The sequence below is a fragment of the Salmonella sp. 2020_1395 genome (assembly GCF_043848115.1).
Classification (GTDB): domain Bacteria; phylum Pseudomonadota; class Gammaproteobacteria; order Enterobacterales; family Enterobacteriaceae; genus Salmonella; species Salmonella enterica.
This window is the reverse complement of the sequence record NZ_JBCMFH010000005.1, coordinates 151,642-173,007: the sequence shown is the minus strand read 5'-3', so window position 1 is coordinate 173,007 and position 21,366 is coordinate 151,642. Positions and strand designations below refer to the sequence as shown.

17 protein-coding genes are annotated in these 21,366 nt (G+C 47.5%); 7 read left to right on the top strand and 10 right to left on the bottom strand.

What is annotated here, in order from left to right:
- Positions 1–15: 15 nt before the first annotated feature.
- Entirely contained in the window at positions 16–954 is a 939-nt protein-coding gene (gene ribF / locus ACH0WD_RS10155; RefSeq protein ID WP_000767311.1) for a bifunctional riboflavin kinase/FAD synthetase, read from the bottom strand.
- A gap of 7 nt (positions 955–961) precedes the next feature.
- Positions 962–1,177, bottom strand: coding sequence for a DUF2575 family protein (locus ACH0WD_RS10150; protein ID WP_001726890.1), 216 nt, complete (start codon positions 1,175–1,177; stop codon positions 962–964).
- 105 nt (positions 1,178–1,282) lie between these two features.
- Between ACH0WD_RS10150 and rpsT the strand changes: the two genes are divergently transcribed.
- From rpsT to ACH0WD_RS10135, 3 genes are all read left to right on the top strand, one after another.
- Entirely contained in the window at positions 1,283–1,546 is a 264-nt protein-coding gene (gene rpsT, locus ACH0WD_RS10145) for a 30S ribosomal protein S20 (protein WP_001518655.1), read from the top strand.
- Between the two features lie 455 nt (positions 1,547–2,001).
- Positions 2,002–3,375, top strand: a complete 1,374-nt coding sequence (locus ACH0WD_RS10140; RefSeq protein ID WP_000099989.1) for an MFS transporter — start codon at positions 2,002–2,004, stop codon at positions 3,373–3,375.
- Between the two features lie 39 nt (positions 3,376–3,414).
- Positions 3,415–5,454 carry a TIM-barrel domain-containing protein gene (locus tag ACH0WD_RS10135; protein WP_001116447.1) on the top strand — a complete coding sequence of 680 codons (2,040 nt, stop codon included), beginning with the start codon at positions 3,415–3,417 and terminating at the stop codon, positions 5,452–5,454.
- Between the two features lie 54 nt (positions 5,455–5,508).
- Here ACH0WD_RS10135 and nhaR read toward each other — a convergent pair whose 3' ends face one another.
- From nhaR to ACH0WD_RS10105, 6 genes are all read right to left on the bottom strand, one after another.
- Positions 5,509–6,408: a transcriptional activator NhaR gene (gene nhaR, locus ACH0WD_RS10130; RefSeq protein WP_000062872.1), complete on the bottom strand. Its 900-nt coding sequence runs from the start codon at positions 6,406–6,408 to the stop codon at positions 5,509–5,511.
- Positions 6,409–6,469: 61 nt separating this feature from the next.
- Positions 6,470–7,636 carry a Na+/H+ antiporter NhaA gene (nhaA, locus tag ACH0WD_RS10125; protein ID WP_000681340.1) on the bottom strand — a complete coding sequence of 389 codons (1,167 nt, stop codon included), beginning with the start codon at positions 7,634–7,636 and terminating at the stop codon, positions 6,470–6,472.
- A gap of 162 nt (positions 7,637–7,798) precedes the next feature.
- The gene (locus ACH0WD_RS10120) at positions 7,799–9,514 is read right to left on the bottom strand and encodes an aryl-sulfate sulfotransferase (RefSeq protein WP_001094809.1); all 1,716 of its coding nucleotides are present in this window, start codon (positions 9,512–9,514) and stop codon (positions 7,799–7,801) included.
- 126 nt (positions 9,515–9,640) lie between these two features.
- Positions 9,641–10,894, bottom strand: coding sequence for a hypothetical protein (locus ACH0WD_RS10115; RefSeq protein WP_001055829.1), 1,254 nt, complete (start codon positions 10,892–10,894; stop codon positions 9,641–9,643).
- Positions 10,895–10,912: 18 nt separating this feature from the next.
- Positions 10,913–12,103 (bottom strand): anaerobic sulfatase maturase, encoded by a 1,191-nt coding sequence (locus ACH0WD_RS10110; protein ID WP_000971153.1) that lies wholly within the window; start codon positions 12,101–12,103, stop codon positions 10,913–10,915.
- Positions 12,104–12,201: 98 nt separating this feature from the next.
- Positions 12,202–13,695, bottom strand: a complete 1,494-nt coding sequence (locus tag ACH0WD_RS10105) for a sulfatase (protein ID WP_000831886.1) — start codon at positions 13,693–13,695, stop codon at positions 12,202–12,204.
- Between the two features lie 594 nt (positions 13,696–14,289).
- Between ACH0WD_RS10105 and ACH0WD_RS10100 the strand changes: the two genes are divergently transcribed.
- Both ACH0WD_RS10100 and ACH0WD_RS10095 read left to right on the top strand, forming a co-directional pair.
- Entirely contained in the window at positions 14,290–15,051 is a 762-nt protein-coding gene (locus tag ACH0WD_RS10100; protein WP_000791534.1) for an outer membrane protein OmpK, read from the top strand.
- Between the two features lie 98 nt (positions 15,052–15,149).
- Positions 15,150–16,721: a bifunctional UDP-sugar hydrolase/5'-nucleotidase gene (locus tag ACH0WD_RS10095; RefSeq protein ID WP_000262866.1), complete on the top strand. Its 1,572-nt coding sequence runs from the start codon at positions 15,150–15,152 to the stop codon at positions 16,719–16,721.
- A 45-nt stretch (positions 16,722–16,766) separates the two neighbouring features.
- On the opposite strand, the gene ACH0WD_RS10090 is transcribed toward ACH0WD_RS10095, so the two are convergent.
- Entirely contained in the window at positions 16,767–18,485 is a 1,719-nt protein-coding gene (locus ACH0WD_RS10090) for an aryl-sulfate sulfotransferase (protein WP_001036514.1), read from the bottom strand.
- Positions 18,486–19,007: 522 nt separating this feature from the next.
- Between ACH0WD_RS10090 and ACH0WD_RS10085 the strand changes: the two genes are divergently transcribed.
- Entirely contained in the window at positions 19,008–19,445 is a 438-nt protein-coding gene (locus ACH0WD_RS10085) for a transcriptional regulator (RefSeq protein ID WP_000158341.1), read from the top strand.
- Between the two features lie 7 nt (positions 19,446–19,452).
- Here ACH0WD_RS10085 and ACH0WD_RS10080 read toward each other — a convergent pair whose 3' ends face one another.
- Positions 19,453–20,457 (bottom strand): LysR family transcriptional regulator, encoded by a 1,005-nt coding sequence (locus ACH0WD_RS10080; protein WP_001247391.1) that lies wholly within the window; start codon positions 20,455–20,457, stop codon positions 19,453–19,455.
- 369 nt (positions 20,458–20,826) lie between these two features.
- Between ACH0WD_RS10080 and ACH0WD_RS10075 the strand changes: the two genes are divergently transcribed.
- Positions 20,827–21,276 carry a transcriptional regulator gene (locus tag ACH0WD_RS10075; protein ID WP_001250361.1) on the top strand — a complete coding sequence of 150 codons (450 nt, stop codon included), beginning with the start codon at positions 20,827–20,829 and terminating at the stop codon, positions 21,274–21,276.
- Positions 21,277–21,366 lie beyond the last annotated feature (90 nt).

The window sequence follows — 21,366 nt, the reverse complement described above, 5'->3', positions numbered from 1 at the left end:
TAAACACCGTCAGGCTTACACCTGCCCGGCTAGCCCAAAAAACTTGCGGGCCGTTAACTCATCGCGTGCGATTTGCGCTTTTAGCTCATCAAGCGACGCAAATCGCTGCTCATTACGTATCTTTTTACGCAGTATTACATCTATATGGCGACCGTAGAGGTCCATTACAACGTCCAGCAGATGCACTTCCAGTTGTTGACGCACGCCAGCCACCGTTGGACGAGTGCCAATGTTCGCTACGCCGGGTAACGGCTTATCGCCAAGCCCGGTGACTTCCACCGCATAGACCCCTTTGACCGGGGAGACCTGACGGCGCAGCGGTAAGTTCGCCGTCGGGAAGCCAATGGTACGTCCCAGCTCGTCGCCATGAACGACACGCCCGGAAATAGTAAAGGGATGTCCCAGCAGGCTTTCGGCAAGCGCCAGGTTATCCTCCGCCAGCGCCTGTCTCACTGCGGTACTACTGATACGCACGCCGCCTTCACAAAAGGTTTGGGTGCTGGAAACCGCAAAACCATACTCCGCCCCCGCCTTCTGTAATAACAAGAAATCGCCCGCACGGCTAGCACCAAAGCGGAAATCATCGCCGACGGCAAGAAATTGCACGCCAAGTCGCTCCACCAGCAGTTCGCTGATAAACGTTTGCGCCGTCAAAGCGGCAAAGCGGCGATCGAATTTCACGCACAGCACATAGTCCACGCCGCACTGCGCAAGGTAATGCAGTTTTTCACGCAGGCGCGTCAGGCGAGCGGGCGCTTTATCCGTCGCGAACAGCTCCAGCGGCTGCGGTTCGAAAATCATGACCACCACCGGCAGACCGCGTCTGCGTCCTTCTTCCTGCAAACCCTGCAGTAGAGCGCGATGCCCCCGATGTACGCCGTCGAAATTACCAATGGTCAGCACACACCCATGCGGGGCCTGACTGAGATTATGTATGCCGCGTATCAGCTTCATGTCTGACTCAAAACAGTGAAAATCGCAAGAGTATACCTTGTACAGCGGTCAAGGTTAACCGACTATTGCCCTGATGAAACATAAAGAAGATGCTTTTCATCGCCATGCGGCAAACTCCGCCCCAAAACCCGCCGCTTAATGCAATTTTTCTCATGGAAAGGCTGTATTCACAGCACGCAAGCTGGTAGAATCCTGCGCCATCACTACGCAACGAGTGCTGCAATTTAAACGGCGCTTATTTGCACAAATCCATTGACAAAAGAAGGCTAAAAGGGCATATTCCTCGGCCTTTGAATTGTCCATATAGAACACATTTGGGAGTTGGACCTTGGCTAATATCAAATCAGCTAAGAAGCGCGCCGTTCAGTCTGAAAAGGCTCGTAAGCACAACGCAAGCCGTCGCTCTATGATGCGTACTTTCATCAAGAAAGTATACGCAGCTATCGAAGCTGGCGACAAAGCTGCTGCACTGAAAGCATTTAACGAAATGCAACCGATCGTGGACCGTCAGGCTGCTAAAGGTCTGATCCACAAAAACAAAGCTGCACGTCATAAAGCTAACCTGACTGCACAGATCAACAAACTGGCTTAATCGCCTGCTTGTTATCAGCTTTGTAGAAAAACCCGCGTAAAGCGGGTTTTTTTATGCCTGCTATCTGCCGTTTTGCTCGACAACCGCTGGCTCTGACCTCACTCGTTCACGCTCTTCCTGACCAGCCTATTTTTTCAGCTACCCCTCCCTCAGTCACGTAATACTTGAAAGTTATTTTCTTTCACTGTTTTCCTTTTCTTATTTCATTACTGAAAAAACTGTGACCACCTTAGCAAATAAAAACATCGCTCATTCAAAAACTAATAAACGCAATCCTGATGTAAGATTTAATAATTGATTGATGCCGTCGGGTTAACTACTTTTCATGTACACCTTACTTACTCATTTTAATCTGAGGTTAAATTCAAAAACGACATAAAAATAATATTCAAAACTTGCTTAGAAAGTAGAGGTTGTTTTTCTGGGCGTATCGTACCAATATCGGAGTTATCATTATGAGTTCTGTCATTGAGGATACCCAGCCTTCCGGGTCAGCATCATTGTCTTTACTACAGCGTATTAGCTACGGCTCTTTGGATGTGGCGGGTAATCTGCTGTACTGCTTCGGTTCAACGTACATTTTATATTTCTACACAGACGTTGCGGGCATTAGCCTTGCCGTAGCAGGCGTTATCCTGCTGCTGGCGCGTATTATCGATGGCATAGACGCCCCCATATGGGGGATCATCATCGATAAAACGCGTTCACGCTACGGTAAATGTCGTCCCTGGTTTTTATGGTTACCGCTGCCTTTTGCGGTATTCAGCGCGCTGTCATTTTGGTCTCCTGATATCAGTATGACAGGAAAAGCCATCTATGCAGCAATATCTTATATGATTGCCAGCATTCTATTTACCGGACTTAATACACCACTCAGTGCAATATTACCCCTGATGACCTTATCTCCCAAGGAAAGACTGGTTTTAAATTCCTGGCGAATGACCGGTGGGCAAATTGGGGTTTTATTAATGAACGCGACCGCCTTGCCGTTAGTCGCTTTTTTAGGTAACGGTGATGATCACGCTGGTTTTATTTATACGGCAATTACGTTTGCCATTATATCCTGCGCGCTAACGCTCTTTGCGTTTAAAAACATTCGTGAAATGGATACGGATAAAATACAGCATGAACCTAAGTTGCCGATGAAAAAAAGTTTCGCGGCGATGAAAGGTAACTGGCCGTGGATCCTGATGGTGCTGGCTAATCTGATCTTCTGGATTGCCCTACAGCAGCGCAACACGACCATTGTCTATTATCTGACCTACAACCTCGACCGTAAAGATCTGGTACCGCTGATTAACAGCCTGGCGACGATTCAGATCCTGTTTATCATCGCTATCCCCTTCTTTAGCAAATACCTGGCTAAAACCTGGATATGGGTAGGCGGTCTGCTGGTCGCCACGTTTGGCGGCGTCATGATGTGGCTGGCAGCGGACAACATTACTTTCCTCATCGCCGCCTGGATACTCGGCAATATCGGCAGCGGTATCGCCTGCTCAATGCCGTTTGCCATGCTGGGCTTCGCCGTTGATTTTGGCGCCTGGAAGACCGGTATTAAGGCTACCGGCATTCTTATCGCCTTCGGCAGTACCTTCTGCATCAAGATGGGTAGTGGCCTCGGCACCGCTTTCGCCGCCTGGATCATGAACAGTTTTGGCTATGTCCCCAACCATGCCCAGAGTGCTGCGGGTCTGGAGGGCATTATCTGGGCCTTTATCTGGGCACCCGCCCTACTCTTCGCGCTCGCAGCGATCCCACTACTTTTCTTTCGCAAATACGAAGCGATGGAAGAGAAGATTCGCCACGATCTGGAAACCGTCAACTCATAACGTTCTTTACCTTCACCCTCGAATATGGGAGGCACCACCATGCCATTTATGCAACAAGACCCGCGTCGTCTGGTCTGGCAGCAAAACGATCGCTATTTATGGATTGAACCCTGGGGCGAGAACAGCCTGCGCGTACGCAGCGGCCGTCATCTGCCGGTAATGAGAAATGAAGACTGGGCATTGACTGAGCCAGTCGCAGAAAGCCAGTGCCACATTGATTATGAGCACCACCAGGCAACGCTGACCAACGGCAAAATTATCGCTATCGTCAATCAAAAAGGACAGGTTACATTTTACCGCCATCCACACAAACCCCTGTTGCAGGAGTTCTGGCGCCTGCGGGGCGAAATTGGCGAGGATGAATCATCTCACGGCCAGTACGTCAGCGCACTCAACCTTGAGGGACGCGAGTTCCGCCCTATTCAGGGTGGGAAATATTCACTGAAAGCCCGCTTCGAAGCCACCGAAGGGGAAAAAATTTATGGCATGGGGCAGTATCAACAGGCCAACCTGGATCTCAAAGGATGCGTGCTTGAGCTGGCGCAACGTAACTCCCAGGCCTCAGTACCGTTTATGCTCTCCAGTCTGGGCTACGGATTTTTATGGAACAACCCGGCAGTCGGACGCGTAACCTTTGCCCAAAACGTTACCGAATGGGAAGCGCAGGTCAGCGAACAGTTAGACTACTGGATCACGGCTGGCGATACCCCGGCAGAAATTAGCCGGGCTTACGCGCTGGCTACCGGCACGCCGCCGATGATGCCGGACTACGCCATGGGCTTCTGGCAGTGCAAACTCCGTTATCGTACACAGGAAGAGCTGCTGGAGGTCGCCCGCGAATATAAGCGCCGCAATCTGCCTATCTCAGTGATCGTAATCGACTTCTTTCACTGGCCGAATCAGGGTGACTGGATGTTCGATGCGCGCGACTGGCCCGATCCTGATGCCATGATTGCCGAGCTGAAATCGCTGGGAATTGAGCTGATGGTCTCCGTCTGGCCGACGGTGGATAACCGTACCGAAAGCTATCGGGAGATGCGCGAAAACGGCTGGCTGGTACAAACGGAACGTGGCTTGCCGATCAATATGGATTTCCTCGGCAATACCACTTACTTTGATGCGACTCATCCGGGCGCGCGCGACTACGTCTGGGGCAAAGCCAAACGCAACTATTACGATAAAGGCGTGAAGTTATTCTGGTTAGATGAAGCCGAACCTGAGTTCAGCGTTTACGACTACGACAACTATCGCTACCATGCCGGGCCGGTACTGGAAGTGGGCAATATCTACCCACGTATGTACGCTAAAACCTTTTTTGACGGCATGAAAGCCGATGGCGAAGACCAGGTTATCAACCTGCTACGCTGCGCCTGGGCCGGCAGTCAGAAGTTCGGCGCACTGGTCTGGTCAGGGGATATTCACTCCTCGTTTAGATCGCTACGCAACCAGTTTGCCGCCGGACTCAATATGGGAATCGCGGGGATACCGTGGTGGACGACGGATATCGGCGGTTTCCATGGCGGTAATATTCACGACCCGAAATTCCATGAATTGCTGATTCGCTGGTTCCAGTGGGGCGTCTTTAGTCCGGTGATGCGTCTGCACGGCAACCGCGATCCGCAAATTTTACCCGCGCAACCGTACCGGGATGGTATCGCCCAGTGCCCTACAGGTGCGCCGAACGAGGTCTGGAGCTACGGTGAGGAAGTATGCGAGGTACTGACAGGTTGCCTGGCGTTGCGAGAAAAACTCAAGCCCTATATCAAAGCGCTGATGGAGGAAACCCATAAGCACAATACGCCAGTGATGCGCCCCCTGTTCTTTGAATTCCCCGAACAGGAAACAAGTTGGGCAATCACCGACCAGTATTGTTTTGGTCCTGACCTGCTGATCGCCCCCGTCATGCATGAAGGTATGCGCGAACGTGATATCTGGCTACCGGAAGGGGAAACATGGACGGATCTTGCAACCGGTGAAAGCTATTCAGGAGGGCAGACGCTGCAGTACGCTACGCCACTGAACAGAATTCCGGTGTTTATCCGCGAAGGTGGGCAGTACCGTAGCCTACTGAACTTGTAGAATGATTCCGGCTGCGGGCTAGTTCCGCAGCCGGAAGTATTACGGTAGGTACGTCTACTGTAGTTTAAACAATGCCGAGTAGTCCGCATTGCAAATACGCTGCACCGCCGGATGCTGGATCATTCTCTCGGCAAAAATCGCATGATATTCTTCCATGACATTCTCCACGCGCCCAATCTCTATTACCGACTCATCGGCATAAAAATCCAGCGAATAAAGGCTCGGCGCCACAAAAATCGCATCGTGCGTCGCGCCAAACGCCTTCATTAAGGCCGCGTCATCAAATTCACCGAGGATCTCAACCTGCAACCCCTGCGAATTAAACCAGTTCAACAATTTACGCCCCAGCATTGAGCGCCGTCCCGGCACCAGCAACCGTCGCTCTTCCAGGCAGGCAGGGAACGCTTTTTCAGGAAGCGGATTCGTACACCAGAAACTGACGCTGCATTCGCCGATTTTGACTGAGAATAGCCCCTCCTGCTGCGTGGAATCTATCGGGCAGTCGGAGATAATCATATCCAGCTTGTGCTGGCTGAGCTGTTCGAGCAACATTTCGTGCGTCGACTCGAAGCAACGCAGATGTATGGGTTCGTCTACCACCACCGCCGCATCCAGAACGCTGCTGACCAGACGCTTGGATAAAGCATCGGCGACGCCGACATCAAACAACAGGTTTGATTCTTTGCGGTAATTGACGATATCCAGCATCTCCTGGCTTAGCGTAAACATTTTGTCCGCATAGCGAAAAACCAGCTCGCCCAGTTCGCTGGGTTCAAGACCGCGTCCCTTACGTTTAAATAGCTTCCCCTGTAAACGCTCTTCCAGGGCTTTAATTTGACCAGTAATGGTTTGCGGCGTCAGAAAAAGCGCCTCTGCGGCACCCACGACAGAACCTTCTTTATAGACATGCCAGAAGTAATAAAGATGGTTGTAGTTAATATGAGACATGCTCATTTCTCTCCCTGTTCAATGTCGCAAGGGAGCGATACATCGCTCCCCCTTTCCTTCGTACTGATTATGCCGGCGCGTTCAAACGCGCGCGCAACCAGCTATACCCCACCACTGCGGAGAGCAATGAACCAATCAAAATGCCCAATTTCGCCCAGTTAATAAGTTCCGGATCGACATTGCCAAATGCCAGGCTGGCGATAAAGATGGACATCGTAAAGCCAATGCCACACAAAATGCCGACCGCCATGATTTGCTGATAAGTGGTCCCCTGCGGCAGATGCGCCAGCTTGAAACGCAGCGCCAGCCAGCAAAACAGGCTAATCCCCAGCGGCTTACCAATCAGCAGACCGGCAATAATTCCCAACGGCAGCATGGAGGTCAGACCGTCAATCGTGACGCCCTGAAGAGAAACGCCGGCATTCGCAAAAGCAAAGAGCGGCAGGATCAGGTACGCGACCCACGGGTGCAGAACATGCTCCAGACGCTTGGCCGGCGAGCGACCGTGTTTTTCTTTCAGCGGAATAAAGAAGCCGACAATGACGCCTGCCAGCGTCGCGTGAACGCCGGACTTCAGTACCGCCGTCCACAGCACTGCCCCGACCAGAATATATACCCCTGTCCGTCTGACGCCGCACAGGTTCAGCAGCGCCAGCACGGCAATCGCGAACGCCGCCACGCCCAGCGAGACGATAGAAAGATCGCTGGTATAAAACAGTGCGATAATAACGATGGCGCCGAGATCATCGATGATCGCCAGCGCCATCAGGAATATTTTCAGCGCCAGCGGAACCCGACTGCCCAACAGCGCCAGCACGCCCAGCGCAAAGGCGATATCCGTCGCGGCAGGAATAGCCCAGCCCTCGCGAGTGACCGGATCGGAGTAGTTAAAGGCCAGATAGAGCAATGCCGGTACAATCATCCCGCCGATGGCGGCAATCACCGGAAAAGCGGCCTGGCGCAGACTGGCTAACGAGCCTTGCATCAGTTCGCGCTTAACTTCCAGGCCAATCAACAGGAAAAACACGGCCATCAGCGCATCGTTGATCCACAGCAGCATGTTTTTGTTGATTTCAAGCGCCCCAACCCGTAGCTGAACCGGCGTCTCCAGAAAATCATGATACCATCCACTGGTCGCGCCCATATTGGCCATCAGCATAGCCAGCGCAGCGGCGATGATGAGAATGATGCCCCCAGAGGCATCGCTGCTAAAAAATCGGTGCAGATGTTTCACTTTTTATTCTCTCAATCAGGTGAATTCTTCGAATCTACTATCTTACCTCGCCTGACTCATCGTTAAAATTAGATTATATATGATGAATAGCTCGTTTTTTACGAAATGAAGTCCGACTTACGCCGGACTTTTTTAGTGCAATCAGTCATTGATGATAGACCGCTACGCGTACAGATCCATTTTATACACCCGGAAACTGGTAATATCGTAGCGATAGCCTTCCCCGTTCGTTTCCGCGTTTTTGTAGTAACCTGACGTCATGGTCGCTTCAAAAAGCACGGTTTTCTCCGTAGGCGCAATCTCCTGTAAAATTAGCAGCCCCATCGCCTCGCTGCCCGCCTGCGGATCGATAATATCGCTCTCGCCAGGCTGGCAAGAGATGGCGCGGCCATTTTCATCAAACGTGCAGTCGGCAAAATGCACCACAATATTGCCATTCTGCTGGATCGCTTTCGCGCTAACGCAGCTACTGTAGCCACGCGCGCCCAGCTCCTTGCCGTATTCAAATGGCCGCATAACGGTCATCTCATTCATATTCACCACGAAATGGACAATGCGGCTGTAGTTATCCGGCGGTAACAGGCTTTTGCTGTCATCACGCGAACGGTAGTTACCGTTATCAAATACCATAAACTCCACTATACCCGGCGTATTATTGGCGATTTCAACGACGTTATGCTGGCCCCAAGTCCAAAAGTCACGGTCGGCCGCGTCGATATCCTCCTGTTTGCTAAAGTCATAAAGCGCCACACCTTCACTGTCGACCGGGGTTAAAAGATAAGGCTGATAAGCGTCGTCCCAGTCTTCATGCGTTGACAAAATAAAGCGTAGCGCTTGCGTTTGCAGATCGACGCCAAACACCGCGCTCTGATGACGCCCGGACGCAATTAACAACTGATTCGTCTCATTCACGTAGCTCTGGTTTATATGCAGCCAGTCTTTAACCGTCGGGTCTTCTCCCGGCGCCGTACCTGAAGGACGGGAAACCCGCGTCGTATCCAGCACCTTCGCCATATCGTAGTAAGCCGTCTCCAGTCCGGTAGTCAGATCGACAACCGATACGCCGTCTTCATTGGTTTTCAAATCGTCGGGCCGACCCGAGGTATATTCAGAGGGCGCAACAATGGTATTGCTATCCCACGGCCAGATAGAATGGTGAAATTGATTATCGAGATTATAGAATGTGTGAAGACGCCCCATCATGTCGAACTCATACATATCCAGATAGGTATTTTTCGCTTCTGAAGTAGTGAGGAAATGGCCATTATCAATTCGAACAAAATTATAAGACGGATAATCCTGAGTAACGTACCAGCGCACCAGACCATTCTGATCTAATGCGTAATTATAGCGATCGAAATGCGTAATAAAATAAAACCCTGGCGCCATCTTGTCCGCATCGGTAGCAGGTTGCGTCACGTTGATAATCGGAAAACCTAATACGACTTCCGCGGAATCTGCCGGCGGTAATGGCTGTGTGGTGAGCGTATAGACGGCAAGCGGCGTATCTGCCTGAGAAAAGACAATACGGTTTTCAGTATCCGCTACCAGCCCCAGAACCGGCAACAGATTTGCGCCTGGCGTAAGGGTGTAAAGATGTTCTACCGGCATCGCCGTTTTTGCCGCATCCTGGACCGTGACTATGATCTCAGCTGATTCCAGACTCCAGACCCCGGCATAAGCGCTTAAAGGCGCCGTGCCGTAAGGGTCTAACAACATCAGCGCATTTTCTACCGTATTCTCTTGCGTGACCTGCGCAAGGCAATTTTCATAAATAGCGGTATGGTTAAGCACCATTTCATTATTGATATCGATACCCTGATTAATCGCCGGACGCGGCGCAGGAAGGACAACAGACGTTGCAGTCAACGTATTCATGATAAATCTCCAGTGTATTAATCTCATCGCCCCTCATGGGGACCACGAAAATTAATACTCTGGATTTTTAAGCCGTCCGAATAAAATACCGCAACAACACCTCATCACACTTTTTATTTTAGCAATTCAGTTACGTGAAGCGTTATATTCAAATTTTAGGTAATCCAGTACGGCAACAACATTGCCAGGAGACATCCGGTTAAGATGCGGCAGGAAGGGATGGTTATGAACATAGCGAATAAACGCCGTCGCGCTATTTAACGTCGCATGGCGTAACAAACTCACCTTTTTATTTCCTGTAAGATTGCATACTGCCATCGCATAATCCCGTGTGGAAAATGTACGCCAGACGTTGTTGCGAATTCCGCCGCTCAAAAACAACCGCGGAGGGAGATCGCGTTTGGGCGGCGTAACGCCTCTTTCACGCACAAACGAAATATGGCAGCGACCCTGACGAAGATAGCTAAAATTCGCCATCATACAGCCGCCCAGAATGAAGCATTCGTGATCGAGATAATGCTGGACATTCAGGGAGCGCTCATCCGTCAACGCCTGAACCAACTCAAAATGTCGATAAGCAGGTAATACGGGTTTTACTAACATCCCCGGATCGTTTTTATATAAAATGGCGGGGCCGTAATCCACATCAAATAATACATTGCGGCGCATGGTCAGCGCCTCTTTTCGCTGCACCAGATGCGCCAGCGTGCCGGACGGAAGTCGTTCTTCGTAATCAGAATGATATTGATAATCCGCTTCCACCGGTTGGGCGGAGTAATTCGTTGAGATCGCGACGACCTTACCGCTCTCTTCTTCCGCCGTCACCAACACGTATAAGCTGCTGTCGCCGCCGTTAAATTTCACACGAAACGCCCGCGTGCTCATAGCGATGTCAAACGCGGGAAACACAAAATCGCGTTCCGCTTGATTAGCGCGACGGGACAGTTTTTGTAATTCGCGGCTAAAACCCGTGCTGTCTATCGCCAGCGCCGCGCGTATTTCAACTAGCGACGCTCCTTCGCCAATCAACGTGGCAAGGTTCTCTTGTCTGGCGTCGCTTCTGATAGCGGTATAGGAGATGAACGTTTTATTACACTGGCGGCAATACATACGCCGTTCACCTTTAGTGGAAAATCCATATTTTTTCAGCGACGTCCCGCCACAATGCGGACAGGACTTCACCAGACCTTTCCAGGGTTGATTCGCCGCCTGGCGAAAAAGATTAAGCGATCTGGCTGAGATAATGGGGAACAAAAAACCGCACGCTCGACAGAGAACATTTTTCCCTTGCGGTAGATAGTCTGGACTCCCCAGAATCCCCAGATTTTTGCAGCCTGGCGTTTTGCAAGCATCGACATTAATGTGAGAAAACATATTCACTCCCTGCGAATACCACCTTCAAACAAATATTGACTTTATTTCTGCAGGTGAGATGCCTTTTTCATACAGGGTTCGCATGGCACTCATCGCCGTCGCGGTATGCGAGAAAAAAGCCTGATAACCTGCACACAGATAGTTATGATTGGTTGCGCCTGACGCGGAGGGTAAAAAACGATGTTTCGGACAGCCGCCATAGCAGGCGAACTTCCATTGACAGCGATGGCACTCCTGCGCCATTGAATGCTGTTTATCGCTGCCGAACTGGCGATTTTGTTCGCCCTGATTCATTTGACGCAGCGTCTTCTGGTGGATATTCCCCAGTTTAAATTGCGGATATACGAAGTGATCGCAGTTATAAACATCGCCGTTCATTTCCATCGCAAACGCGCTGCCGCAGGTGGGAGCAAAAACGCAAACCTGCGGCGGCAGGCCGCACCAGGCTGCCAGCGTCTGTTCAAATAGCTGGATGCCGATATCGCCGATATCCTCACGGATCCAGACATCAAATACCGCATTCAGAAACTGACCAAATTGCAGGCTATCGACCGACCACGGCGTCATCGCGATATGTTTATCCTGCGGCTGCGCCAGCCCATTTTCCCCGCATCGTTCAACTAAAGGGATAAATTGCATATAGCGGCTACCAATGCTTTTCAGGTAGCGATAGACCTGAACAGGATGGTGCATATTGGTACGGTTAACCACCGTGAGGGTATTAAATTCCACGTTGTGCTGCGCCAGACAACGCACCGCATTTTCTACTTTTTCATGCGTCGGCTTTCCGGAGCGCGTCACTCGCCATTCATCGTGTAACGCGGCATCGCCATCAATAGAGACGCCAACCAGAAAATCATGCTCCCGGAAGAAGGTCGCCCAGTCGTCGTTGATCAGGATGCCGTTGGTCTGGAAGGTATTGACGATGGTTTTGCCGCCACAATAGCGCTGCTGAAATTCAACGGCTTTACGATAAAACGGGATGCCCATTAATGTGGGTTCCCCGCCCTGCCACGCAAAAATGACCTCATCAATATCCTGTGCGGCAATCTGCTGCCTGATGAAGAGTTCGAGGGTCTCTTCCGACATTTTGTAATGGTTTTTTCGATCCGGATAGAGCTTTTCTTTCTCCAGATAAAAACAGTACTTACAGTCAAGGTTACACACCGATCCGGTTGGTTTAACCATGACCTGACAACTTTTCCCAAACATCATTACCTTCCCTGAAATAAAAGAACCTGATCCGGCACAGAGTGACCGGATCAGGTGGGCATCGCCCTAAGTGGCATACTTAATTTTTTATAATTATTCCATTAGCCCCAGGTGACAGGCGTCGGCTTATCGCCACGGGCTTTCATCAGCGAATCGTTATCAATATCCTTTTTATACTTCAGGAACTTACCGTAAAGCTGTTTCTCAATCTGCGGCTGTTTACCAATTTGATTGAGCGTCTCGAAACGATCGGTTTTCAGGTTATAGAGATATTTAGGTTTATTCTGGCGATCGATGATCATCTTCCAGTCGCCGTCGCGGATCGCCCACTCATCCGTCGGATCATCCTGGAACGGCATATCGATACCGAAGATCAGCGGTTTCTGGCGTTTTAACGTCTTGTCCTTCAGGAGCGGAACTAAAGACTGACCGTCGTAGGTACGATCTGTCGGAAGTTTAAAGTCCATCATGTTGGCCAGCGTCGGCAACCAGTCAAGACCATATACCGGCGTGTCCGTTACCATCCCCTGTGGAATGTGCTTGCCGTATTTGATGATTGCCGGTACGCGAATGCCGCCTTCCCACAGGTTGTCTTTACGCCCGCGCAGACCGTCGGTTTCCCCGGCCAGGTTCAGCTCGTATACCTTACGCGCTTCACGCGTGACAGGGCCGTTGTCGCTGGTAAAGATGACGATGGTGTTATCTTCCTCGCCCATCGCCTTAATTTTATCCAGCACTTTACCGACCTGCTCATCCATGTAGCTGATATTGGCGTAATATTCGCCAGTGCCGCGCCACGGTTTGTCTGCCCAGTCGCCGTAGAACAGATCCGGATGCTGCTTCTGGTAGTCGGTCATGTACTGCGAATACATATCAAGGTATTTTTTCGGCGACGCCAGCGGGCTATGGACTTCGGTAAAGGCGACATATAAGAAGAACGGATTATCGTCTTTTTTATTATCCAGCCAGTTCACCACTTCAGAGCTCACAAACTCGCCGCTCATCTTATCTGCGCGGCCAATATGTTGGCCATTACGAATCCACCCCGTAGGATGCACCACGCCATAGCGCGGGCGCTCCTTGGCGTTGTCCAGCGTAGCATCGGTGACAAATCCCGCCGGATTAACCAACGTATAGTCAAAGCCCATGTCTTTCGCCTGCGGCTGATCGGTGCGATCGCCGCCCGCATTCAGGTGTAATTTCCCCATCATCGCCGTATCGTAGCCCTGCTGTTTTAGCAGATTGGCGATAGTCAGTTCATTACGCCCCAGCGCAACATCTTTGCCTTCCGGTATCCAGGAACGGATTCCGGTACGGAACGGCATACGACCAGTTAACAGGCCCGCGCGGGAAGGAGAACACAGAGGCGCTGGCGCATAATAGTCGGTAAACTTCACCCCCTCCTGCGCCAATTTGTCTATGTTAGGTGTTTTAACGATGCGGTGCCCGTAGGTGGCGAGATCGCCATACCCTAAATCATCCGCCAGAATAATGACTAAGTTAGGACGCTTTGCGGTTGCCGCTTGCGCGGTTGATAATACGCTTCCAGCGCATAGCGCCAACCCTATCATACTGGCAACGACTGTTCTTTTCATTTCAACTCCTTTGAGTTATCGCACGGTCTGATTACGATATATTTGCCGATAGACCCGGCTGCGGAATACAGCCTGAATTAATTGCACTATATATATTCGATTTGTCTTATATTTCTTCCATTAACATCGTTTTATCGTAGAAAATTATTCACACTCATTATAATATTAATGCCATAAATATATTTCGTGCTAAAGAAAACACGCCTGAAGCAGTCTATAAAAAAAGAAATCGCGAACGAGTGATGCAGATCTCAAATATGGCCCATATGTCACAACCGCTATTGTGATGTCAATATATGTTGCTGTTTCAACGGTAACACCCTAATTTACTGGCAGTAAGTTGTCTTTACGAGAGATTATTCCCATTCGAAGTTTCATTAATTTCATGCTATCCGGTGTGACTTTTACAACAGAGACATAAACTATAAATCAAATAGTTATCACACAACAAACAACATTATCTGACACGAATATTTGACGATTATATGTCGCTGATATTTTTGAGACATCTATCACCTACGTATAAAAAGACACTCCTTAGAATTCGCTTCTTTACACAACATTTCACTGTGTTTTTACCTCATGGAGTTGAGCATGAAAAATAAGAAATATATTAATAGTCTACTCGCCGCATGTGTTCTTTTCTCTTGCTTTAATGGCCAGGCAGCGGAATTGAAACGCGTATACGGTAAACTTAGCTTCGGATATGGCGACTGGAATAAAGGCTTTGTCAATGTCGATCGCGGCGAAGTGTGGAAAGCGGTAGCCGATTTCGGCGCCGTGTTTGACAGGGGCGAATTTGCATCATTTTATGAAATGAACGTGCTCAACCATCCGGTAGAAGGCCGTAACCATGTTACCCAATTTCTGGGACATTATAGGGTAGTAGAAGGCTCTAACTTTACCGCAATGATGAAACTCTATATGTCGATGGAGAATAAATTCGGTGATGAATTAAACATGATGTACGGGGTAGGTTATCTGGGTTTAACCAGCCCATCAGGCTTTATTAAGCCCTATTTTGCTGTTCATAACTTATCGAACGATTATACCTCTAAAAAGTATGGACAGGCGACAGGCTTTAACGGTTATGTTCTCGGTTGGGTCGCGGCTTATAACTTCGATATGTTTAATGAAAAGTTCGTCATTTCAAACTGGAACGAAGTTGAAATGGATCGTAATGATGCCTACGCCGAACAACAGGGTGGGACGACCGGCCTGAATGGCGCGGTAACGTTTACATGGAAATTTATGCCGCGATGGACCGCCTCCGTCTCTTACCGTTACTTCAATAATAAATTGGGGTATGACGGCTACGGCGACCGTATGAATTACCTGATCGGCTTCGAGTTTTAATAATTAATAAACTTGATGAATATTACTTAATTTCCCCGGTTTGTAGTCGTGAATGACACGACTACAGACATTGTTTTTCTTTAATGTAGCGTAAATGGATGGTTTATATGAACAAAAAGTTTTCGATATCCCTACTGTCGCTGTGCATTGGTTTGTCTTCAGCCATTTCCTTTTCAGCCGATGCGCGTGACATCACAATTTATTATACAAACGATTTACATGCCCATGTAACCCCAGAAATTATCCCCTATGTATCCAAGACACGTCCGGTAGGGGGCTTTGCGCCCATCTCGAAAATTGTCAAAGATGCAAAAGCGAAAGAGAAAGATGTCTTTTTCTTTGATGCTGGCGACTATTTCACCGGACCTTTTATCAGTACGCTGACCAAAGGCGAGGCTATTATTGATATTTTAAATACCATGCCTTACGACGCCGTCTCTGTCGGTAACCATGAATTTGACCATGGCCATGAGAATCTGGTTAAACAACTCAGCAAATTGCAATTCCCGGTATTGTTGGATAATGTTTTTTACAGCGGCACAGATACGCCATTAATTAAAGAACCGTATACCATCGTGGAAAAAGATGGATTCAAGATCGGCGTCATCGGTATGCACGGCGTTTCCGCATTCTATGAAGCGATTGCCGCAGGCGTGCGTGAAGGCGTTGACTGCCGCGATCCGATTCCTTATGTGAAAAAACAGCTGGAAGAGTTAAAAGGGAAAGTTGACCTGACCGTGCTGCTCGCCCACGAAGGCGTGCCGGGTATGCAGTCCAGCGCGGGCGAGGCTGATGTCGCACGCGCCCTGAAAACCGACGTTGATATGGCGAAATCGCTGGAAGGCTATGGACTTAACGTCCTGATTACCGGCCATGCGCATAAAGGTACGCCAGAACCGATTAAAGTGGGCGATACCCTTGTCGTTTCCACGGATGCGTACACCATCGAATTAGGTAAACTGGTGCTTGACTGGAACCCGGAAACCAAAAAAGTGGACAGCTACAATGGTAAGTTGATCACCATGTATGCGGATACTTATAAGCCAGATCCGGTCACGCAGGCCAAAATTGACGAATGGGATAACAAGGTTAAGAAAATTACCGATGAGGTGGTCGCGCACTCTCCGGAAGTGCTGACCCGTTCTTACGGTGAATCCGCGCCAACCGGCAACTTAATCACCGATGCCCTGATGGCTACCGTTCCTGGCGCCGACGCATCCTTCTATAATGCTGGCGGCATCCGTACCGAATTGCCTAAAGGTAATATCACCTATGGTGATGTGCTGAGTATGTATCCGTTCACCAACGATGTCATGAGCATGGAAATCAGCGGTAAGGACCTGAAATCCATCATGTCACACGCTGCCGATCTGAAAAACGGTATGCTGCACGTATCTAAAACCGTCCAGTTTAAATATGACAGCACCAAACCGCTGGGCCAGCGTATTGTTGAATTTGATATCAAAGGCAAACCGGTAGAAGACAATAAACTCTATACCGTCGCGCTGGATTCCTTTATCGGTAAAGGTGGTGGCGGATTTACCTTCACTAAAGGTAAAAATATCAAATATATAGGGATACAAACCGCACCAGCGTTGGTTAACTATATGAAGCAGGTTAACAATATTCAACCTGACCACACCATGCGCGTGGATGATATTAGCAAATAAGCCATAATGTTATGCGGTCGATAACCGGCCGCATAACATACTTAGTTATGCAAACAGCGGCATTTTGTATACCCGAAATGCAGAAATATCATAACGATAATTCGTGCCATTCGTCTCTTCGTTCTTGAAATAGCCCGACGTCACCATCGCTTCGAATAAAACCTCTTTCGTCTCTTTATTGATTTCTTGTAATACCAGTCGGCCTAACGCCTGTTGCCCTTCATCCGGATCGACAAGATCGCTGGAACCTGGTTGCGCGGTAATGGTATGTTCAAACTCATCAACCGTCGTCGCGCCGAAGTGAATAACCAGGTGACCATTAGTCAATAAATGCTTAGCGCTCACAAAACTGCTATAGCCCCGGTTCCCGACTTCCGTTTTACCATATTCATACGGACGCGTTACGGTCATCGTGTTTAGGTTTATTTTAAACTGCACCACCCGGCTGAAGTTATCGAGCGGCAACAGACTTTTCGCATCTTCGCGTGAACGATAGTTACCATTATCAAAGACCATAAACTCCAGGATACCAGGCTCATCGTTTGGAATTTCAACAATGTTATGCTGCCCCCAGGTCCAGAAATTCTTATCTGCCGCATCAATCCCTCCCGGCGAGGTAAGATCGTACAGCGGGACACCATCATCATCGACAGGGGTTAATAAGTATTGCTTGAATTCGTCAGACCAATCCTCATGGTTCGCCATAATAAAGCGCAGTTCGCCGGAATCCACATTTACGCCAAAAATCGCGCTCTGATGTCGACCGGAACAGATCAGCAAATTGTTGGGTTCATTAATATAGCTTTGGTTGATATGCAGCCAGTCATCCATTGATACATCCTGACCTGGCGCGCTTCCGGAAGGACGCGGCGATCTGGAATAATCCATCACATACAGCATATCGTAATAGGCGACTTCAAGTCCGGTAGATAAGTTAATAATAGAAACGCCATCTTTCCCGGTTGAGTAACCGTCTGGCCGTCCATTGCTATATTCTGAAGGCGCAATCGCCAGATTGTTCTCAATGGGAAGAATGGAGTGATGGAACTCATTGTCGAGAAGATAAACAGTATAAACCCGTCCCATAATGTCAAATTCATACATATTCAGGCAATGGTTTATTCCCTGTGACGTCGCCAGGAAATGGCCGTTATCCATTCTGACAAAATTATAAGAAGGGATTTCCTGACTTACATACCACCGGACAATCCCGTTATGATCAAAAGCCAGATTATACCGATCAAAATAAGTGGAGAAATAAAGTCCTTCCTCCATCAGCGAGGCCTGCTGCGCAGGACAGGAGACGCTAATAATAGGGAAACCGAGGCTCACGTTAGCCGAATCCGTGGGCGGTAATGCGTCTGTCATTACTGTATATTGCCCGACAATTTGCGAGGCAAGGCGTAGGGTAATCTGATTATTCACCGCGGATACCATCCCACACACAGGAATAAGGTTAGCGCCCGGATGTACATCATATTGATAACGCACTTCCTCTGTCGTCGCTTCGCTATCAACAACATTGATCTCAAGCGCGGCAGCTTCATCCATCCAAACCCCCAGATAGAGACTCAACGGGGCGGTCCCGTAGGGATTTACGGTGACAATGGCCTTGTCACAGGTATTAGATTGCGTGATCTCCGCTAATCGTTGTTCATATATGGCGTTATGATTTAACACCAATGCGTTATTGGTATCGATTTTCTGGTTAATCGGCTCACGCGGTGCGGGCATGTTAACCATTGACGAACTTTTCTTATTCATACGTTTCTCCTTATTAATTCAGATATAGACAACGAGCGGCCGCAACAAGCCAGCCCGTTGCTTAGCAAATAACCCTACGTCAACAAGAGAAATCGGTTTAATAATTTAAAATAAAACATCCATAAAATAACGCCCAGACTAAAACTATTCTTTATCATCCGAAGATTTTATTTCCCTGGCGCTACTATAAAAGCATAACAATTATGTAGCATTAATGCATTGTGACTAATAGCCTATACCTTTTTTATGGTTGGCATAGGCCTTGCGCCATAATTCAAATTATTTTATATCAACAATAAATCAATCAAAGCATATCAATCTACTGATAAAAATTAACACTACTATCATTTTATTTTTAGAGCGACTAAAAATAAAATTTTAGTTTTTCTAAAAAACCATCATTTTTGTGACACGATACGATTTTCTCTGGAAAAAAGACGCTATTACAATCACGCCAGTTGATCCATAAATTTAATATGCATATTATTATCGCCACCCCAATTAAACCCATTAAATAACATCATGACTATTTATTTAATTAACAGCACGCACACTTACAATGATAAGACCAATGAGCTAAAAAACATAAAAACGGGAAAGATGATAAAAATTGCCGCAATGCGCATAAAGTGTCTGGAATATATGCTGAATCATGCACAACAAGAGATCATTTATAAAAAACAACTCACTAATGAACTTTGGGGGGAAAGAAGTCAATTTATCAGCGACGCCAACCTGACCCAGATTTTATATCTACTGCGGCGCGATCTTAAAGGCTTTGGCCTGAGCCAGTTTTTTTCCACGGTGCCTCGAACTGGTATTAAAGTAGATGCTAACATTATTATCAGCAATGAAAAGAAAAACCTCCCCTCTTCTTTAAAAAAAGAAGAGTATAAATATATAGCATTATTTTTTGCTTTACTGACCATGGTCATAACGGTTATTTATTTAATACAATAATTTGATATTAAACCGACAAATCGCATAAGGATGTGCTTCCTTCAACCAAAGCGTCAGGCTGCTTTTCCTGGCTAAAAAGAAAGGTCGACTGAAATGTTGATATCAGTTTTTTGGCATTTTTATAATGGGTGCTGTTTGTAGCCAGATAAGCATAAACGGGTAATGTACGAAAAATTATTTCATCAGGCATACGTAGTATTTTTATATTATAACGCCGCACATCTCTAAAATAAGTAGCAATCTTTCCTGGCAAAATCGCAACCATATCGCTTTTTTCAACAACACCGATAACTCCAAATAGTGAATCACTATAATAACCTATTTCCCTGCGCCCCGCATAAGGCGTACTGCTCTTGAATAAATCAATGCTATCAGTGGTGAAGGAAGAGAACATATCTGAATGATAAACAGCATGTCTGGCAGCATAAAAATTATATAAAGACATTTTTTCAAGCCCAACCAATGGACTTTTTTCACCACAAACACAAACAAAATCAGATAAATTATCAATAAGATAACTTTCGATCATCTCATTCTTAATTTCCAGAATTCCCATGATGACATCCGCATAGCCATGCGTCAGCATGGAGGCTGGCGAGTATTCCCCTGTTTTTTTAATCGCATAGTGTTTAATAATATATCGATTCATCAACACAGTATCCAGCAATGCCGGAAAATAGTAATTTTCAGTGATATCACTTCCCAGAACAATGAGTTCATTACTATCCTGAGCATCTGTTTTATCGCACAGTGTGCTTTCTATAGATTCAATTGCCTGGCGAAATACCTGGTGAAGCGATTTACCTTTGCTGGACGGAACTAATCCTTTGCGGGTTCTGATAAATAACTCTTCGCCATAAAGATTTTGTAAACGAAGAAGAGCCTGAGAGATCGCCGCAGGCGTGACATCCAGTTTCCTCGCCGCCCTGGTTGCATTTCCTTCAGTAATAACCGTATCGAACACTTTGATCAGATTGTAGTCAATTTTTTTTGCATTTTTTATTGGCCGCATATAGGTTATCCTGGCTGGTATAATCTGGCACCATCATTTAAGGCGCAGATTAACCTTGCACCACACTTATTTCAATAAGTAAATCATTTCCTCTACCTGTTTGTTATTAAATTATAATTTTATTGATATCATTTCAGCCTGTGTGAAATAAAAACACATGATGCTATTTTATAAAAAACATCAAAAACATCTGGCACACTTTATAAAAAAGTAAAAAAGCATAATATTATCCTGTTTAATCACAAATGATTCTCTTATTTCTTTGCGGTTCTCTACGCTTATCCGTACTGATGTAAGGAGTACTTTACCGCCAGTGAACACACTGACAGTGTGAAACTTACCTTATGAATATCAAAACGGAGTGAATTCATGAGACAATATACTATTAATAACGAATTTATTTATAATGAGTCATTAAGAGAAATAATATCATTACATGATAAAAAAGTGCTAAAGGTGACGCTAATGCGTGCGCGTTGTTTAAGCTATCTTTTTGAAAATGCCTACAAGAAGCTGATTACGCGGGAGATGATTTCACACGCAGTTTGGGGAGAGCGAAGTCAATTTGTTAGCGATGCTAATTTGACGCAACTTCTTTATCTGCTGCGACGAGATTTACAACAAATCGGGCTTTTCGAACTGTTCGTTACGCTCCCCAGGCAGGGGATAAAAATCGATGAAAGATTTATCATTGACGCTGCTGACATACCGCCACAAGCTATTCAACATCATACTCACCGATGTAATAAAATTATATCTATTGGTATTCCCACTCTTTTTTTATTGATCGTACTTTTCTTTTTAGCGCCATTTATCTGAAGATAAAGTCTATAGACCGTGTCCCGGGAAGGTGAGAACATTTTTCATAATATCCTCACACGACACTGACGGGACACTATCTGCGGTCTG

Excerpts from the sequence above, each read along its gene's own strand:
- ACH0WD_RS10095 (WP_000262866.1), top strand. The coding sequence starts at position 15,150 with ATGGTTTATATGAACAAAAAGTTTTCGATATCCCTACTGTCGCTGTGC.
- ACH0WD_RS10120 (WP_001094809.1), bottom strand. The coding sequence starts at position 9,514 with ATGAATACGTTGACTGCAACGTCTGTTGTCCTTCCTGCGCCGCGTCCG.
- ACH0WD_RS10090 (WP_001036514.1), bottom strand. The coding sequence starts at position 18,485 with ATGAATAAGAAAAGTTCGTCAATGGTTAACATGCCCGCACCGCGTGAG.
- ACH0WD_RS10135 (WP_001116447.1), top strand. The coding sequence starts at position 3,415 with ATGCCATTTATGCAACAAGACCCGCGTCGTCTGGTCTGGCAGCAAAAC.
- ACH0WD_RS10100 (WP_000791534.1), top strand. The coding sequence starts at position 14,290 with ATGAAAAATAAGAAATATATTAATAGTCTACTCGCCGCATGTGTTCTT.
- ACH0WD_RS10140 (WP_000099989.1), top strand. The coding sequence starts at position 2,002 with ATGAGTTCTGTCATTGAGGATACCCAGCCTTCCGGGTCAGCATCATTG.
- ACH0WD_RS10075 (WP_001250361.1), top strand. The coding sequence starts at position 20,827 with ATGAGACAATATACTATTAATAACGAATTTATTTATAATGAGTCATTA.
- ACH0WD_RS10105 (WP_000831886.1), bottom strand. The coding sequence starts at position 13,695 with ATGAAAAGAACAGTCGTTGCCAGTATGATAGGGTTGGCGCTATGCGCT.
- nhaR (WP_000062872.1), bottom strand. The coding sequence starts at position 6,408 with ATGAGCATGTCTCATATTAACTACAACCATCTTTATTACTTCTGGCAT.
- ACH0WD_RS10080 (WP_001247391.1), bottom strand. The coding sequence starts at position 20,457 with ATGCGGCCAATAAAAAATGCAAAAAAAATTGACTACAATCTGATCAAA.
- ACH0WD_RS10110 (WP_000971153.1), bottom strand. The coding sequence starts at position 12,103 with ATGATGTTTGGGAAAAGTTGTCAGGTCATGGTTAAACCAACCGGATCG.
- ribF (WP_000767311.1), bottom strand. The coding sequence starts at position 954 with ATGAAGCTGATACGCGGCATACATAATCTCAGTCAGGCCCCGCATGGG.
- ACH0WD_RS10085 (WP_000158341.1), top strand. The coding sequence starts at position 19,008 with ATGACTATTTATTTAATTAACAGCACGCACACTTACAATGATAAGACC.